Source organism: Rhizobium sp. SSA_523, assembly GCF_030435705.1.
Taxonomy (GTDB): Bacteria; Pseudomonadota; Alphaproteobacteria; order Rhizobiales; family Rhizobiaceae; genus Neorhizobium.
Window position 1 is genome coordinate 159,176 of record NZ_CP129382.1, and the last position, 15,980, is coordinate 175,155.

Consider the following 15,980-nt stretch of genomic DNA (forward strand, 5'->3'; position numbering starts at 1 on the left):
TCCGACCTTTGAGACCGTTCGCAGCAGGTTTCGTGTGCGGATAGGAGAAGAGGCCGCTGTCGGTCTCCGCAAGCTTATGGAAGAGACGTCGAGAATGTGCTCGCCGTTAGGCAGGATGACGCGCCGCGTCAGCGCGCCGCCTTTCCAACCGCAGGCTCCTGTCCTACATCGGTACTCGCAATAGGAGGACGCCCACCCATGACCCTTCCCGATACGACCCTTGCCGACAAGAGCCTTGCCGATAAGAGCCTTGCCGATAAGACCCTTCCCGACATGATGCGCCATGTGGACCTGCCCGGTTTCGGCGCGCCGGAGGTGATGACCTTCGCCCGGTCGCCGCTGCCTCGGCCAGGCCCGGGCGAAGTTCTGGTGCGCGTCCTTGCGGCAGGCGTCAACCGGCCGGATGTGGCGCAGCGGCAGGGGATCTATCCGCCGCCCAAGGATGCAAGCCCGGTTCTCGGGCTCGAAGTGGCCGGCGAAGTGGTGATGCTGGGCGAAGGGACCGATGATTTTGCCGTGGGCGAAACGGTGTGCGGCCTCGCCAATGGCGGCGGCTATGCGGAATATTGCCTGCTGCCGGCCGGCCAGACCCTGCCCATCCCGAAAGGCTATGATGCGGTGAAGGCCGCCGCTCTGCCGGAAACCTTCTTCACCGTCTGGGCCAATCTCTTCCAGATGGCCGGGCTGACGGAGGGCGAAAGCGTGCTGATCCATGGCGGCACCTCCGGGATCGGCACGACGGCGATCCAATTGGCCAAGGCCTTCGGCGCCACGGTCTATGCAACGGCCGGCACCGCGGAGAAGTGCAAGGCCTGCGAGGATCTCGGCGCGGCGCGCGGCATCAATTACCGGTCGGAGGATTTCGCCGCGGTGGTCAAGCAGGCCACGCAGGGCAAGGGCGTGGATGTGGTGCTCGACATGATCGGCGCCGCCTATTTCGAGAAGAACCTCTCGGTGCTCGCCAAGGATGGCTGCCTGTCGATCATCGCCTTTCTCGGCGGCACCATCGCCGAAAAGGTCGACCTCAGGCCGATCATGGTCAAGCGCCTGACGGTGACCGGCTCCACCATGCGGCCGCGCACGGCGGAAGAGAAGCGCGCCATTCGCGACGAATTGCTGACGCAGGTCTGGCCGCTGCTGGAAGCGGGCACCATCGCGCCGGTGATCCACGAGGTTCTCCCCTTCGATCAGGTGGTGGAGGCGCATCGGCTGATGGAGACGAGCAGCCATATCGGCAAGATCATCATGACGCTGAAATGAGGGCAGGGCCCGGTAAACGCCCAGTGTGACGCGCTTCGATCCCGTGGTCCGATAACGATAGTTCGAACTTCGTCATAAAACGTGCCTTGCGCTTTTGCCCGGTCGCCCCTACCTTGTGTCCATGTTCAACGAAACGAAAGGAGGTGATCCGATGTCGAGTGAGATTGCGGTTTGCAACGCGGACATGGGAAAGGTTTTGGTTTTGACGGGGCAGCCCTCGGCCTGACCACACCTCCCGATGGGGTCTCTTTAGGGGTCCCGGTTCGCCTTCAGAACCGAAACTCATGGAAAGGGTCGCGAAAGCGACCCTTTTTCTGTTGAAGCGCAGGGTTCTTCGAAAGGCAGGATACTTCGAAGCGCAGGGTCCTTCAAAAAGCAGGGTCTCGCGAAGGAGGGGAGACCCGATGCGCCGGGCCGCTTCCCCTCACGTCCCGAACTGCCAGATACCGTTTTGCCAGATCCCGGTTCGTCAGATCCCGATCCGGCCGACCGCTGGGATCTTGATGCCGGGGCGGGCGAAATCCAGCCCTGCCACGAGGCCCAGGCAATGCAGCTCGAAGCCGCTGCGCAGGCCTGCCGATATCCCGATCAGGCCGCGAATGGTCAGATGCACATCGCGCCCATCGGCATCCACATGCAGGAAATCGCCATCCGGAAGGTAATCGCGGCCCACGGCATGCGGCGGCAGCACGGCGCCGAGTTCGGGCACGTTGCGCAGCACGAAGGCGACGAAGGTGTTGGAATTCGGCCCGGGCCAGATCGTATAGCCGCCGGGCTCGGCATAGGGATAGGCGGCGATCGCGCCTTCCACCTTGGGGATCAGCAGTTCGGCCTCGACGCCGGTCACTGCGGTCACGAGTTCCGGCGCATTGGAATACCAGAAGGCATCCGCGGGCCGGTGGTTGCGGCGGATCGGCGAACCCCAGCCGACCTTGTCATAGCGCGTATAGCTTGAAGCACCCTTGTCCTTCGTCACGATCCAGGCATGGCTCGCAACGGCGCCCTTCAAGCCGCCTGTCTTGGCGGAGAAGATGTAGATGGCGGCATCCCGGCTGTCGGCCGGCTTGGGCAGCAGGCCGGCAGAGCCCCAATTGGCCTCGCTCCAGCGGGCGGGATGATCCTGCAATGCCCACCAGCCCGCCGATGCAAAGGCCGGCAGCAGATAGATGATGGTGAAGGCGATCACCAGCCGTTTCAGAAATCTCGTCACCTTTGACCCCGTGGCTCCTTTGCGCTCGCTTGCCCGGCGCGCCGACCGTTTTGCTTTTCGCCGTAACGCGCTATGACCAATGCTTTATGGCCAACGCGCTATCACCACAGCAAAGCAGCATCATCAGGGCGCCCCAATGCAAAATCCCGTTACCGTTGAAGTCACCCGCGGCAATCGTGTCGAAAGCCGGCATCGCGGCGCCGCCATCATCGTCGATGGCCAGGGCCGGACCCTCTTCTCCGTGGGCGATGTGGAGGCGGGCGTCTTTCCGCGCTCGGCCTGCAAGGCCATGCAGGCGCTGCCGCTGATCGAAAGCGGCGCTGCCGATCGCTTCGGTCTGACCCGGCAGGAGCTGGCGCTTGCCTGCTCCTCCCATTCCGGCGAGGATGAGCATGTCCGCACGGCGGCCGGCATGCTGGCCAAGGCCGGCCACGATCACACGGCGCTGGAATGCGGCGCCCACTGGTCGTCGCATCAGGATGTGCTGATCCATCAGGCGCGGACGATCGACAGGCCCTGCACGCTGCACAATAACTGTTCGGGCAAGCATGCCGGATTCATCTGCACCTGCGTCCAGTCGGGCTTTGATCCGAAAGGCTATGTCGGTTATGATCATCCCCTGCAGGCGGAGATCCGCAGCGTCATGGAAGATCTGACCGGCATTGCCCTGGATGTCGATCGCTGCGGCATTGATGGCTGTTCCATCCCCACTTATGCCGTGCCGCTGAGGGCGCTGGCGGAGGGCTTTGCGAAAATGCTGACGGGTGAGCGGATTTCGCCGGCGCGCGCCGCGGCGTCCCGCCGCCTGATGGAGGCCTGCATGGCCGAGCCCTTCCACGTGGCCGGCACGAAACGCGCCTGCACCCGCCTGATGCAGCTGGCGCCGGGCAAGATCTTCGCCAAGACCGGCGCCGAGGGCGTCTTCGTTGCGGCCTTGCCGGAGCAGGGCCTGGCCATTGCCGTCAAATGCGAGGACGGCGCGACTCGCGCCGCCGAAGCCATGATCTATGCCGTCACTGCGACCTGTTTCGACCGCGACAGCGAGATCCGCACTGCCCTGATGGCCATGGCCAATCGCCCCATGCACAATTGGACCGGCCTGCATGTCGGCGATATTCGCGTCACGCAGGCGCTGATGCGGTGACGGTAAGGGCATCTGGTCTTGCCTGGCACGGGCGGCGGGCGGCTGAAGCGTGAGCCTGCCGCAGCCGAATGACCCGATCTCTCGTCCGAGATGTCAAAATCACACCACTTGGCTGTAACACACTGTAAGGTGACACCGAATCTGCAAGGGGCGCCCGAAACGGCAGGAGGCCAAGGCGCGCCCGAAGACTGGAGGATCGACATGCATACCCTATACGTCTCGCCCGGCGCCTGCTCGCTCGCCGCCCATATCGCCATTCACGAGGCCGGCCTGCCGTTTTCGCTGCGGATCCTCAATTTCGGCAAGAATGAGCAGCAGTCGCAGGATTATCTCGCGCTGAATCCGAAGGGCCGCGTGCCGGCGCTGGTGACCGAGCAGGGCACCCTGACGGAGACCTCGGCCATTCTTCTCTACATCGCCCAGATGGCGCCCGAAAAGAAGCTTGCGCCGCTCGATGATCCCTTCGCCTTGGCCCGCATGCAGGGCTTCAACAGCTTTCTCGCCACGACGGTGCACGTCAACCACGCCCATGGCCGCCGCGCCACGCGCTGGGCCGACGAGCCGACCTCGATCGAGGACATGAAGCGCAAGGTGCCGGCCACCATGCGCGATGCGTTTCAGTTGATCGAAGACGGTCTCCTCGTCGGGCCCTACGTGCTGGGCGAGGAATTTTCCGTCGCCGATTCCTATCTCTATGTCATGTCCAGCTGGCTGCGTAGCGACGGGGTGGACATTGCCGAATTCCCGCGCGTCCAGGCGCATTTCGAGCGCATGAAGGCGCGCCCGGCCGTGCAGAAGGCGCTGGCCGCCGAAGCCGCGGCCTGACCGCCCGCCTGAAGCTTTCCTTCAGGCGCAGCGGCGCGGCGGAGACATGGGTACGGTCGGCCCGGGCGGTGCTTCGTCCGGGGCCTTGAGGCCGACATCGGGGCCGATCGGCAGGTCGGCCAGTGCCCTTGCGCTCATCTGCCGGATGTCGGGATGCTGCAGAGGATCATCGGGGCAGGGCGGCTCCTCGCGCCTCGCCCAGTCGAGCAAGCATCGATAGAACAGGCTGGTTATGGCCATTGGAGAACCTCGCAAATAGAAGAATTTGCGGCTTCTTCATCGTCAAGATCGCTTCTGCCCGCAATTGAGGAAATCAGGGAGATGCTGTAGAAAATCTATATGCAGAACCTGAACCGCGTCCACCTCAACGGCCTTCGTGCCCTGGAAAGCGTCGCCCGTCTCGGCTCTCTCCAGGCGGCGGCGCAAGAGCTTGGCGTGACTGTCGGCGCCGTCAGCCAGCAGGTCATCAAGGCGGAGGCACAGCTTGGCCGCCCGGTCTTTGCCCGCACATCGAAGGGCCTGGTGCCGGTCGAGGGAGCGGCGGCCCTGACCGCACGGCTCGGCCAGGGTTTCCAGGCCCTGTCGGAGGCGGTGGCGCTGGCGCGGGCGCCGGATGATACGCTGCTGACCGTCTCGGTCGCGCCGGTCTTTGCCTCGCGCTTCATCCTGCCGCGCATTGACCGTTTCACCGCCCGTCATCCGCATCTGCGCCTGAGACTCGACGCAACCGCAAGGCTCGTCGATTTCGCCCGCGACGATGTGGATGTCGCCATCCGGATCGGCCATGGCGACTGGCCGGGCGTGACGGCCGATCTTCTTTTGCCGCAGACCGTGTTTCCGGTCTGCGCGCCGGCCTTGGCCCGGGATCTGCGCGCGCCGGAGGATCTTCTGTCCCTGCCGATCCTTCTGGATGGCCAGGCGATGTTTTCCTGGGATATCTGGCTTGCCGAGGCAGGCCTTGCGGGGCGCAGCATCCGGCCGCGCCACGTCTTCAGCGAAGCCTCCCTTGCGCTGGAGGCAGCCATTGCCGGCCAGGGCGTCATGCTCGCCTGGAAGCTTCTGGCGCATTCGGCGCTGCGCCAGAATTGCCTCGTCGTTCCCTTTGCCATCGAGGCCTCGACCGGCATGGGGCATTATTGCGTCACCCGCGCCGGGGCAAGGCGCCCGGCGAAGGTCAAGATGTTCGAGGCCTGGCTGAGGCAGGAACTGGCGGAGGCCATGGCCGAATGGGCACTGCTTGACGAAACGGCATTGGGGCGCTAACCCTTGATGCGCAAGGGTCAGCAGTTCACCCAGGCGCCACCGCCCGGTCATCGACCGGGAGCTAAACCTGCAATCTCATCCCGCACACACGACTGGATCTTCCATCGTGCCGGGTCGGAAGACGGTGGCCACCGGCTAAACGATCGGCGCGATTTTAGAGGATGAAACCATGTCGAGAGACGTGCATGCACTGACCGTTCCCGATATTTCCGCGCTTGCCCGGAGCCTGCGCCGGGCGCTTGAGGCGCGGGATGCAAGGCCCAGCCATCTGGAGCTCTTGAACCTACTGGCGCGGGGCGCCGGTTTTCGCAACTTCCAGCACCTGAAGGCCTCGGACAATGCCGCCGCAAGGCTGCAGGCGCTTGAGGCCGCGGCCCGGCCGGAGCCCGTCGATCATCGGCGGATCGAGCAGGTTCTGCGCTGCTTTGATGCGCAGGCCGTGATGGCGCGCTGGCCGAAGAAGACCTCGCAGCAGAAGCTGGCGCTCTGGTGGTGCTGGGCGCAGATCCCCGCCCGCCAGGACCTGCCGGAGACGAGGGTCAACGAGATCCTGAAGTCGCTGAACGGGTTTGGCGATCACGTGCTGATCCGCCGCGAGCTGATCGACTGGGGCATGATGTCCCGCTCGCAGGACTGCCGGATCTACCGGCGCATCGAGCAGCAGCCGCCGGCCGATGCAGGCGAGCTGATCCGCCATCTGCAGGCGCGTCTGCGCGCTGCAGTGCCGCCGCCCGTCTCGGCCCGCCCGTCCAACAGGCCGAAGCCGTCCAACGGGCCTCCAGTCGGACGTCCAGTGGACGAGGCAAGGGCTTGACGTCGCGTCCCGCAGGGATATGGCGAAAATCGCCCATTTTGGCGTCGCAAAGCCTTGAAAGGGGTTGGCCCTTCCTGCGGCTTCGCTCCTTAAACTGAACGATTTTCTCTCATACCACGCGCCAAATCCTGATTGAGTTTTGACCCTAGACCGGCCCGGTTGCGGGCTCCGCCAGCCGCTTCTCCCACATCGCCTTGAAGGCGGGGCGCGTCTGCAGCCGGTCCAGCCAGGCTTTCAGCGCCTTGCGGCTGGAAAACAGCTCCGCCTCGGCTTGCGCGTAGCGGACGATCTCGGCCAGATTGATGTCGGCGACGGTGAACCGGTCGCCGACAAGATAGGTCTTGCCGGTCAACTGCGTCTCCAGCACGTCGAAGGGGCGTTTCAGGCTGCGCGCCGAAACGGCGATCGTGGCCTTCGTCTCCTCGGTTTCGGGCCCCAGCGCCGCCATCGAGATCTTCAAGGCCGTGGCCTCGATCTCGGTTGCCGCAAACAGCGTCCATTGCAGCATGGCCGCATCCTCTTCGAGGTCCTGCGGGCCGAGGAGGCCGCCATATTTCTTGGCGAGATAGAGATTGATGGCGAGCGATTCGTGCAGGATCACGCCGTCATCATCGATCGAGGGAATGGTGCCCATGGGATTGATGGCGAGAAAGGCGGGCGACAGCGTGTTGATCGGCGCATCGGGTGCGAGCGGATCGTCGAGGCGCCTGGCCTGCAGCACCGGCACATGGGTGAATGGCAGGTCCAGTTCGCCCGCAAGCCAGAGATTGCGGGTCGCGCGCGAACGATAGGCGCCGTAGATGGTCAGCATGTCAGTTTGTCTCCCCATGAAGTGTCCGCGAAACCCGAGCACGCAGGCTCGGCCTGAAGGGACCCGTTCCGTCGGGCCGTTTCCGATCATTCGCCCGACGCTATAGCATGGCCCCAAGCGCTTTGACAAAGCGGCGCGTCAACGGAAAGTCGCGGTTTTTTTCGACCCCTTACGGCTCCAGGAGTTGACCGAGGGCGAGCAGGGACGTCCGGGGGCGGGCGGGGTTTAGGCGCCGCTGTTTGCTTCCGGTGCGAAGGCTCAGGAGCGGCGGTTGCCGGAGAGCATCAGGTGCGGGTAATCGCTCGATCCATCGACCAGATCGCCGCTTGCCGCATCATGCCAGCGATAGCCGATAATGGCGCCCTTCGGCGTCTCGGCAAAGAGATTGTTGGCGATCACGGCGGCCCCGGCATCGGGGGCCACGGAGACCGCCATGCCGGTCGCCGCCCGCCGCACGACATTGCCGGTCACGGCGAGGTTGCGCAGATAGGGCCCCCAGCCGGCCAGAATGCCGAATCGGGCAATGTTTTCCATGACATTGCCGCTGACGGCCGCATCGGCTTCCACGCTGATGCCGAAGCCGAAGCCGACATTGTCGTGCACATAGGGGCCCTTGTCGGAGATATTGCGCACGATGTTGTTGGCGATCGTCGCCAGCCGGCCGCCGCTGTCGAAATTGACGACGGAGATGCCGTTGGCCGCGCCATCGACGAGATTGCCGGTCACCAGCGCGCCTTCGAAGCCGAATTCGGCATAGATGGCGGTTTCGCCGCTTCCAAGGCACTGATTGTTGGCGATCATCGTATTGGACGCGGCATTGGCGCGTATGGCGGAAAAGGCCGCGCCGCGGATGAAATTGTCCGCCACCATGACGTCGTCGGCGCGAAACAGGTTGATGGCATTGCCGAAAGGTCCGGTGCCGCCATTGCGCGCGCCGATCGAGGTCAGCCGGTTGCCGGTAAGCTTGGTACCGTCGGCACCCTTGGTGAAGCGATGGACGAGGATGCCGCCATTGCCGCAGGTGCCGATCTCATTGTCGGCGATGAGCGTGTCGCGGCCATCCACGGCGTAGATCGCGTAATCGGCCGCGCCGGACAGGCGATTGCCCGTGATGCGCGCCGCGCAGCGCTCGAGATGCAGCGCCGTCTTTGACGAGCCGATGATCTCGCAATTGTCGAGGATGAATTCGTCCACGTCGCGCACGTCCACCAGGCTGCCGGTCTGGTCGGAGAGCCAGCGATTGGCGCCGTCTATGATGATATTGGAGAGTTCGAGGCGCCGCAGCCCCTCTGCCCGCAGCATCGATCCATCGCCGGTATAGACGAGGCGGGAGGCGCCGGCGACACCGGTCAGCCGCGTATTGTCCGGCAGGTCGAGGCCGGAAATCGGATAGGTTCCGGGGGGCAGGAAGACCGGCTTGTTCTCGGAAGCCGCGCGCGCGAGAATGGCGCGGAACTTGGCGCTGCCCATATCCTCCGCTTTGGGCGTGACGGCAAATTGCGCCGCCTGGAACGAGCCGCGCAGATCCGCCTCCGCCACCGTGCCGCGCGGTGCGGCAAGCGCCTGCGGGGCGTGGGCGGCGGCAAGGCCGGAGAGAATCAGCAGCTGTCGTCGCGAAATGGAACCATCTGTGCTCATACCCTGCGCCGATGCAGGAAGCGTGCCAGCCGTAAACTGTGCCGATCCGGCACAGGCTTTGGCGGCTTACGGGGCTTCCGGCGGCCGAACTAACGAAGCGATAAGGGTTTCTGAGCGAAGCTTCAGCATTGTGATCGCGCCGGCCTTGTGCAGATGGGGCTCGCCCTTAGTCTTTCCCGCAGAAGGGGACAGAGAAGAGGGCGTGTGTGCCGGCTGATACGCCTTTTGCGAGACCGGCAAGAAGAGAGGCTCAATGACGGATGCCATGATCTATGGAGCAATGACCGAGGGCGCGATCACGGCCGGAACCACCACGGCCGGAACGACCACGGGCAGCGTGATGGCGGCTGCGGAGATCGATCCGCTGGAGCGGGTCCGCCATCGTCTCCTGCGCATTGCCACCGCCCATGATATCGATGACGGCGAAAGCACCCGCATGATCCAGTCTCTGGATACCATCGCTCTGATGGACCAGTTCCCGGAATGGCTGACGCTGAAGGATCGGCGCGGCCGTCTCGTCTTTGCCAATGCCGCCGTTCTGGCCAAGGCCGGCGCCAGCGCACTGTCCGACATTTTCGGCAAGACGGTCTTCGACATTCTCGGCGAAGAGCGGGCGGAGGAACGCTTCCTGCTCGAACAGCAGCTGATGTCGCTCGGCGAAACGCATGAGCAGGAAGAACTGGCGCGGCTGCCGGACGGCCAGGAGGTCTGGCTCTGGACGACGCGCACGCCCCTGCGCGACAGAGAGGGCCGGGTGGCCGGGCTCATCGTGATGTCGCGCGAGATCACTGAACGCAAGCGGGAGGAGGGCTTGCGCAAGGACCAGGCCGCCGTTCTGGAAATGGTGGCGCGCGGCAAGCCGCTGACGCAGATCCTGGAAGGGATTTGCCGGCTGGTCCAGCGGCAGCTGAACGATATCCGGGCATCCTTCCTGCTGGCCGACGAGGAGGGCGCGCGCCTTCATCACGGCGAGGCGCCGGATCTGCCGCTGGCCTATACGCGCCTCGTCGACGGGGTGGAGATCGGGCCGCGGGCCGGCTCCTGCGGCACGGCCGCCTGGCGGCGCAGCACCGTCATCGTCCGCGATATCGAAACGGATCCGCTCTGGGCAAACTTCCGCGACATTGCCCTGATCTTCGGCCTGCGCTCCTGCTGGTCGACCCCCGTGCTCAGCAGCGAGCGCGAGGTCCTCGGCACGCTCGCCCTTTATTCCGCCACCGTGCGCGAGCCGACCGACCGGGAGATGGAGCTGGCGCTGATGGCGACCGATCTTGCCGCCATCGCCATCGAACGCACGCGCAACGAGGACCGGATCCGCCATATGGCGCATCACGACCCGCTGACGGGCCTGCCGAACCGGGCGCTGTTCTGGCCACAGTTCAGCCGCATGCTGAACGAGGCCCGCCGCGAAGGGCGCAATGTCACCGTCGCCTATATCGATCTCGATAATTTCAAGCAGATCAATGATGGCTTCGGCCATGCCGCCGGTGACGAGGTGCTGAAGATCCTGTCGTCCAGGCTGCAGCGCTCCGTCAGGTCAAGCGATCTTCTGGTGCGGCTGGGGGGAGACGAATTCGCCATCGTCTTCAGCAATCCGGCCCATGAACATGCAGGCGTCCTGCGCCGGCTGGGCGATATCCGCAGCCATCTGGGCGAGGCGATGGAGGTGGAGGGCGAGATCCTGCGCCCCACGAGCAGCATGGGCATTGCCTTCTTCCCGCAGGACGGCGCGACGCCGGAGGAACTCCTCGCTTGCGCCGATCGCTTCATGTACCAGGCCAAGGCGCAGGGGCGCGACACGATGGAAGTGGCGCCGCCGCCCAGCCGCTTCGCGGTTGCGGGGGAATAGAGCGCAAGGACCGGGACCGGCCGCAGGATCAGCGACCCCAAGCAGAGGTGCATTGGCCTGCCAAGTCTTCGTCCGCTTCGTTCATTGTTTTGACGCAGGTTCTGGTCGGAAAACCGGGGGGCGCTTTAGCCCGCGGCGCTGTCCGAGGGCGGTGGATAGCTTTGCGCCAGGCCGTCGAGAAAGCGGGAGAAGAGGGCGCTGAAGGCCAGCCGCTCCTCCTGCGACCAATCCTCGGTGGCCGAGGCGATCAGCCCGTGCTTGATGGCGCGGATCTCGCCCATCAGATGGTCGCCCTCGGCCGTCAGGCGCAGAATGGAGCGACGTCCGTCGCCCTGGCAGGCCTGGCGGCGCAGGAGTTTAAGGCTCACCAGCTCCGCCACCATGCGGCTGCCGCGCGAGGGATCGAGCCGCATCGCCTCGGCAACGGCGCCAACGCTTGCCTCGCCGCCCTCGGCGCCGATCCGGCGCACCACATCCAGAACATCGAGCTGGGACAGGTCGAGGCTCGGCGCCGCCCGGGCGATCGCCATCTTGCTGATGACCCGCCGCCCCATCATCACGCGCATCCGCGTCATGCTTTCGCCGATCAGCAGCACGGCATCGCCCGGCGCATCGGTTCCGGCATCCGGCGCGTCGCCCGGCGCATCGTGAATGGCCTCCGAGCCTCCCTGAATGGCTTTCAAGCCCTCATGAGCGGCCTCCGGCGGGCCGGCAGCGGTCAGGCCTTCCGTCTCGCTCGCCGTGCCGGAAGGGGCAGGGTCCGGATGCTGTGTCTTGGTGCGCACGCTGAACATGGTCCTTGTGATCTGCGCCTTGCGGTCGCGCTGCTGTCTTCGGGTCTCTGCATAGCGCAAGAAGTTGCGATTGACAATTATATGCTAAAGGCACATAAAAACGCTCCAGCATCAGGATCGCCCCATGGACATGTCGCAAACACAGTTTCAGCCGCTAATCAGCGAGCCTCGTCTCCGGCTGACTGTTTTCCTCTTTCTCCTGACGGCCATGTTCATGGCAACGCTCGACAACCAGATCGTCTCGACGGCGCTTCCGACGATCGTCGGCGAATTCGGCGCCTTCGAGCGCTTCGGCTGGGTCGGCTCGGCCTATCTTCTGGCCACCAGCGCCGTCATGCCGGTCTATGGCAAGCTCGGCGATCTGTTCGGCCGCAAATATGTGATGATTGCCGCCGTCACCATCTTCACCATCGGCTCGCTCTTGTGCGGTCTCGCCTGGTCGATGAACAGCCTGATTGCCGCCCGCGTCTTCCAGGGCCTTGGCGGCGGCGGCATCATGGTGTCGATCTTCTCCATCAATGCCGATCTGTTCGAGCCGCGCGAGCGGGCACGCTACCAGAGCTATTCCAGCCTTGTGATCATGGCCTCCGGCACGGTCGGACCGACGATCGGCGGCACGCTGAGCGATCTCTTCGGCTGGCGGTCGATCTTCCTCGTCAACCTGCCGATCGGCCTTGTCGTGCTGGCCGGCCTGATCTACCTCCTGCCGAACCGCCGGCCGGCGCGCCAGCCGAAGATCGATTATCTGGGCGCTGTTCTCCTGGCGCTGGCCAGCACCTCTGTCGTTCTTCTGACCGATGGCCTGTCGCTGTTCGGCGCGCTGTTCTCCTGGCAGAGCGGGCTCGTCCTCCTCATCGGCCTTGCCGCAGTGCTGTTCTGGATTGCGGTGGAACGGCGCGCGCCGGAGCCGATCATCCCGCTGCGCCTGTTCAAGGATTCGACCTTCTCGCTGTTTCTCGTCGTCTCGCTGATGACGGGCGGCGTCGCCATCGGCATGGTCAATTATTTCGCGCTCTTCCTGCAGACGACGACCGGGCTGAGCCCGACGCAGGCCGGCCTGTTCTTCATTGCCGTCACCGGCGGCATCGTCATCGGCTCGCTGTCGGCCGGCCGGCTGATTTCCATCACCGGGCGCTACAAGCCCTTCGTGGTCGCCGGCCTTATCCTCAACGTCGTGACCCTGCTGATCTTCTCGCAATTGCATGCCGGCAGTTCGCTCATCCTTGTCGCGGTGGTCATGCTGATGCAGGGCCTGTCGATCGGCCTTGGCCAGCAGGGCCCGATCATCGGCGTGCAGAATGCCGTGCCGCGGGCGGATGTCGGCTCGGCCACCGGCGCCGTCACCTTGACGCGCATGGGAGGAGCGGCCATCGCCATTTCGGTCTATGGCGCGGTGATTGCCGCCGTCATGCAGGGCGTGCAGGTGGCGGGTGTCGAGACCGTGACGACGCTGACGCCGGATCAGCTGTCGAAACTGCCCGATGCGGCCAGGCTTGCCATTGCCGAGGCCTATGCCGGTGCCTTCGAACCCATGTTCCTCACCGCTGCCGGCTTCGCATTTGTCGGCCTGATGGCGGCGCTGATGCTCAAGCCCGTGCGCCTGCCGACGGCAACGCTGAAGAAGCAATAGGCCACTCTTTCAAAAGCGCGGCGCCGGCCTATCTTCCTCGTCATGAAAGCCGAAGCCTTGCTGTGTCCCACCCCGGCGGGGCTGTTTTGCCCGCCCGGAAACTTCCATATCGATCCCGTGCGTCCGGTCGAGCGGGCGCTCATCACCCACGGCCATGCCGATCACGCCAGGGCCGGCCATACCCATGTCATGGCCACGCGCCAGACGCTGGAAATCATGGCGCTGCGCTATGGTGCGGATTTTGCCGAGACCACCCAGGCGGCCGAGTTCGGCGCGGTAACCGATGTCTCCGGCGTCTCGGTGCGGTTCCATCCGGCCGGCCATGTCCTCGGATCGGCGCAGATCGCCGTCGAGCACAAGGGCATGCGCATCGTCGTCTCCGGCGATTACAAGCGCGGCGTCGATCCCACCTGCGCGCCCTTCGAGCCGGTCGCCTGCGATGTCTTCATCACCGAGGCGACCTTCGGCCTGCCCGTCTTCCACCATCCGGATCCGAAGGCCGAGACCCGCAAGCTGCTGGCCTCTCTCGAACAATTTCCCGAACGCACGCATCTGGTCGGCGCCTATGCCCTGGGAAAGGCGCAGCGGGTCATCCGCCTGATCCGCGATTGCGGCTATGACCGGCCGATCTTCATCCACGGCGCGCTCGCCAAGCTCTGCGATTATTATGCCGGGCAGGGGATCGATCTGGGCGAGCTGCGGCCGGCTACGCAGGAAAAGAAGGACCCCGGAGCCTTTCACGGGGCTGTCGTGCTGGGGCCACCCTCCGCCTTCCAGGACCGCTGGGCGCGGCGCTTTCAGGAGCCGCTGATCGCCTTTGCCTCCGGCTGGATGATGGTGCGCCAGCGCGCCCGGCAGGGCGGCGTCGAACTGCCGCTGGTGATTTCCGACCATTGCGACTGGCCGGAGCTTCTGGAAACGATCAGCGAGATCGCCCCCGCGGAGGTCTGGGTGACCCATGGCCGCGAGGAAGCGCTGGTGCGCTGGTGCGAACTGTCCGGCATTGCCGCCCGCCCGCTGCATCTCGTCGGCTACGAGGACGAGGGAGATTGAGGATGACGAACGTGCCGATGCGGAGGCGCCCATGAAGGCCTTCTCCACCCTGCTCGATCGCCTGGTGCTGACACCCTCCCGCAATGCCAAGCTGCGGCTGCTCGCAGACTATTTCCGCACCACGCCCGATCCCGATCGCGGCTATGGCCTGGCGGCGCTGGCCGGCACGCTGGATCTGAAGGGGGTGAAGCCGGCGCTTCTGAAGGAACTGGCGCTGGAAAGGCTGGATCCGGTCCTCTTCCAATATTCCTACGATTATGTCGGCGATCTGGCGGAGACCATCGCGCTGATTTGGGATGGCGGCGCCAAGGAAAGGGTGCCGGCCGATCACCAGCCGCGGCTCTCGGAGGTCGTCCACAGGATGAATGCGCTGGGACGAACCGAGGTGCGCCCGGCCGTGCGCGACCTGCTCGATCATCTCGATCACTCCAGCCGCTTCGCCTTCCTCAAGCTTGCCACGGGTTCGTTGCGCATCGGAGTGTCCGCAAGGCTTGCCAAGCAGGCGCTGTCGGACATGGGCGGGCGCGACGTCACGGAGATCGAGACGCTGTGGCACGGTCTGGCCCCGCCTTACGAGGCGCTGTTTGCCTGGCTGGAAGGCAAGGCGGACAAACCGGTCCTGGCAACGCCTGCCATCTTCCATTCGGTGATGCTGGCCAATCCGGTCGAGGATGGCGATCTGAACCGGCTGGACCCGGACGATTATGCGGCGGAATGGAAATGGGACGGGATCCGCGTGCAGATCTCCTCCTTCGGCGGCACCCGCAAGCTCTATTCGCGATCCGGCGACGATGTCTCCGGCGCCTTTCCCGACGTGATTGCGGCGATCAATTTCGAGGGCGTGGTGGATGGCGAATTGCTGGTCGGCGGCACGGCGCGCTCCAACAGCGCCACCCGCACCTTTTCCGACCTGCAGCAGCGGCTGAACCGCAAGACCGTCACGCCGAAACTCGCGCAGGATTATCCGGCCTTCGTGCGCGCCTATGACCTGCTTTTCGAGCGCGACGAGGACATTCGGGCCAGATCCTATCTCGACCGCCGGGCGCGTCTCGCCTCGCTGATCGAGGATGCCCCGCATGACCGGTTCGACCTGTCGCCGCTGGTCGGTTTCGACAGCTGGGACGCGCTGAACGCCCTGCGCCTGTCGCCGCCGGATCCGGTGATCGAAGGCGTCATGCTGAAGAGGAAGGACAGCCCCTACCAGGCCGGCCGGCTCAAGGGCCCCTGGTTCAAATGGAAGCGCGATCCCTTCAATATCGATGCGGTGATGATGTATGCGCAGCGCGGCCATGGCAAAAGATCCAGCTATTACTCCGATTTCACCTTCGGCGTCTGGGCGCAGGGCCCGGAGGCGGAGCATCTCGTGCCTGTCGGCAAGGCCTATTTCGGCTTCACCGATGCCGAGCTGGAAATCCTCGACAAATTCGTGCGCGACAATACCGTGGAGCGCTTCGGGCCGGTCAGGGCCGTGCGGGCCGAACCGGATTTCGGCTTCGTGCTGGAAGTCGCCTTCGAGGGGATCAACCGCTCCACCCGCCATAAATCCGGCGTTGCCATGCGCTTCCCGCGGATCGCCCGCCTGCGCGCCGACAAGCTGCCGCGCGATGCCGATCGCCTCTCGACATTGATGGCCATGGTGGAGGCGAAGGCTTAAGGGGGCAGGGCCCCGCCATCTGGTCAAGGCACGAT

14 protein-coding genes are annotated in these 15,980 nt (G+C 64.9%); 9 read left to right on the top strand and 5 right to left on the bottom strand.

Going from position 1 to position 15,980, the window contains the following annotated elements; genetic code table 11:
- Window positions 1–273 precede the first annotated feature (273 nt).
- Window positions 274–1,260, top strand: coding sequence for an NAD(P)H-quinone oxidoreductase (locus QTJ18_RS09035; protein ID WP_252751913.1), 987 nt, complete (start codon window positions 274–276; stop codon window positions 1,258–1,260).
- Between the two features lie 469 nt (window positions 1,261–1,729).
- Here QTJ18_RS09035 and QTJ18_RS09040 read toward each other — a convergent pair whose 3' ends face one another.
- A complete protein-coding gene (locus QTJ18_RS09040; protein ID WP_252751736.1) occupies window positions 1,730–2,470 on the bottom strand; it encodes a DUF3750 domain-containing protein in 741 nt (246 codons plus the stop codon).
- A gap of 136 nt (window positions 2,471–2,606) precedes the next feature.
- Between QTJ18_RS09040 and QTJ18_RS09045 the strand changes: the two genes are divergently transcribed.
- Together QTJ18_RS09045 and QTJ18_RS09050 are read left to right on the top strand one after the other, a co-directional pair.
- On the top strand, window positions 2,607–3,614 hold the full coding sequence (locus QTJ18_RS09045) for an asparaginase (protein WP_252751735.1): 1,008 nt from the start codon (window positions 2,607–2,609) through the stop codon (window positions 3,612–3,614).
- A 201-nt stretch (window positions 3,615–3,815) separates the two neighbouring features.
- Window positions 3,816–4,439, top strand: coding sequence for a glutathione S-transferase family protein (locus QTJ18_RS09050; protein WP_252751734.1), 624 nt, complete (start codon window positions 3,816–3,818; stop codon window positions 4,437–4,439).
- 21 nt (window positions 4,440–4,460) lie between these two features.
- On the opposite strand, the gene QTJ18_RS09055 is transcribed toward QTJ18_RS09050, so the two are convergent.
- A complete protein-coding gene (locus QTJ18_RS09055; protein ID WP_252751733.1) occupies window positions 4,461–4,679 on the bottom strand; it encodes a hypothetical protein in 219 nt (72 codons plus the stop codon).
- Between the two features lie 99 nt (window positions 4,680–4,778).
- Between QTJ18_RS09055 and QTJ18_RS09060 the strand changes: the two genes are divergently transcribed.
- Window positions 4,779–5,702, top strand: a complete 924-nt coding sequence (locus QTJ18_RS09060; RefSeq protein ID WP_252751732.1) for a LysR substrate-binding domain-containing protein — start codon at window positions 4,779–4,781, stop codon at window positions 5,700–5,702.
- A 169-nt stretch (window positions 5,703–5,871) separates the two neighbouring features.
- Window positions 5,872–6,516: a DUF2087 domain-containing protein gene (locus tag QTJ18_RS09065; protein ID WP_252751731.1), complete on the top strand. Its 645-nt coding sequence runs from the start codon at window positions 5,872–5,874 to the stop codon at window positions 6,514–6,516.
- Between the two features lie 145 nt (window positions 6,517–6,661).
- On the opposite strand, the gene QTJ18_RS09070 is transcribed toward QTJ18_RS09065, so the two are convergent.
- Both QTJ18_RS09070 and QTJ18_RS09075 read right to left on the bottom strand, forming a co-directional pair.
- A complete protein-coding gene (locus QTJ18_RS09070; protein ID WP_252751730.1) occupies window positions 6,662–7,327 on the bottom strand; it encodes a glutathione S-transferase family protein in 666 nt (221 codons plus the stop codon).
- A 258-nt stretch (window positions 7,328–7,585) separates the two neighbouring features.
- Complete coding sequence (locus QTJ18_RS09075; protein ID WP_252751729.1) at window positions 7,586–8,965, bottom strand: TIGR03808 family TAT-translocated repetitive protein; 1,380 nt, start codon at window positions 8,963–8,965, stop codon at window positions 7,586–7,588.
- Between the two features lie 253 nt (window positions 8,966–9,218).
- Here QTJ18_RS09075 and QTJ18_RS09080 point away from each other — a divergent pair, with 253 nt between their 5' ends.
- Entirely contained in the window at window positions 9,219–10,814 is a 1,596-nt protein-coding gene (locus tag QTJ18_RS09080) for a diguanylate cyclase (protein WP_252751728.1), read from the top strand.
- Between the two features lie 125 nt (window positions 10,815–10,939).
- Here the strand turns inward: QTJ18_RS09080 and QTJ18_RS09085 are convergent, their stop codons facing one another.
- A complete protein-coding gene (locus QTJ18_RS09085; protein WP_252751727.1) occupies window positions 10,940–11,599 on the bottom strand; it encodes a MarR family winged helix-turn-helix transcriptional regulator in 660 nt (219 codons plus the stop codon).
- A gap of 133 nt (window positions 11,600–11,732) precedes the next feature.
- Between QTJ18_RS09085 and QTJ18_RS09090 the strand changes: the two genes are divergently transcribed.
- The 3 genes from QTJ18_RS09090 to QTJ18_RS09100 are packed head-to-tail and all read left to right on the top strand — an operon-like array spanning window position 11,733 to window position 15,945.
- Window positions 11,733–13,238 carry an MDR family MFS transporter gene (locus tag QTJ18_RS09090; protein ID WP_252751726.1) on the top strand — a complete coding sequence of 502 codons (1,506 nt, stop codon included), beginning with the start codon at window positions 11,733–11,735 and terminating at the stop codon, window positions 13,236–13,238.
- 42 nt (window positions 13,239–13,280) lie between these two features.
- The gene (locus QTJ18_RS09095; protein WP_252751725.1) at window positions 13,281–14,291 is read left to right on the top strand and encodes a ligase-associated DNA damage response exonuclease; all 1,011 of its coding nucleotides are present in this window, start codon (window positions 13,281–13,283) and stop codon (window positions 14,289–14,291) included.
- Between the two features lie 31 nt (window positions 14,292–14,322).
- On the top strand, window positions 14,323–15,945 hold the full coding sequence (locus QTJ18_RS09100) for a cisplatin damage response ATP-dependent DNA ligase (protein WP_252751724.1): 1,623 nt from the start codon (window positions 14,323–14,325) through the stop codon (window positions 15,943–15,945).
- The last annotated feature ends 35 nt before the right edge of the window (window positions 15,946–15,980 follow it).

What these genes read in the sequence shown, in the direction of transcription:
- QTJ18_RS09070 (WP_252751730.1), bottom strand. Translation starts at nt 7,327, where the DNA reads ATGCTGACCATCTACGGCGCCTATCGTTCGCGCGCGACCCGCAATCTC.
- QTJ18_RS09095 (WP_252751725.1), top strand. Translation starts at nt 13,281, where the DNA reads ATGAAAGCCGAAGCCTTGCTGTGTCCCACCCCGGCGGGGCTGTTTTGC.
- QTJ18_RS09100 (WP_252751724.1), top strand. Translation starts at nt 14,323, where the DNA reads ATGAAGGCCTTCTCCACCCTGCTCGATCGCCTGGTGCTGACACCCTCC.
- QTJ18_RS09090 (WP_252751726.1), top strand. Translation starts at nt 11,733, where the DNA reads ATGGACATGTCGCAAACACAGTTTCAGCCGCTAATCAGCGAGCCTCGT.
- QTJ18_RS09075 (WP_252751729.1), bottom strand. Translation starts at nt 8,965, where the DNA reads ATGAGCACAGATGGTTCCATTTCGCGACGACAGCTGCTGATTCTCTCC.
- QTJ18_RS09060 (WP_252751732.1), top strand. Translation starts at nt 4,779, where the DNA reads ATGCAGAACCTGAACCGCGTCCACCTCAACGGCCTTCGTGCCCTGGAA.
- QTJ18_RS09045 (WP_252751735.1), top strand. Translation starts at nt 2,607, where the DNA reads ATGCAAAATCCCGTTACCGTTGAAGTCACCCGCGGCAATCGTGTCGAA.
- QTJ18_RS09080 (WP_252751728.1), top strand. Translation starts at nt 9,219, where the DNA reads ATGACGGATGCCATGATCTATGGAGCAATGACCGAGGGCGCGATCACG.
- QTJ18_RS09065 (WP_252751731.1), top strand. Translation starts at nt 5,872, where the DNA reads ATGTCGAGAGACGTGCATGCACTGACCGTTCCCGATATTTCCGCGCTT.
- QTJ18_RS09035 (WP_252751913.1), top strand. Translation starts at nt 274, where the DNA reads ATGATGCGCCATGTGGACCTGCCCGGTTTCGGCGCGCCGGAGGTGATG.
- QTJ18_RS09050 (WP_252751734.1), top strand. Translation starts at nt 3,816, where the DNA reads ATGCATACCCTATACGTCTCGCCCGGCGCCTGCTCGCTCGCCGCCCAT.
- QTJ18_RS09055 (WP_252751733.1), bottom strand. Translation starts at nt 4,679, where the DNA reads ATGGCCATAACCAGCCTGTTCTATCGATGCTTGCTCGACTGGGCGAGG.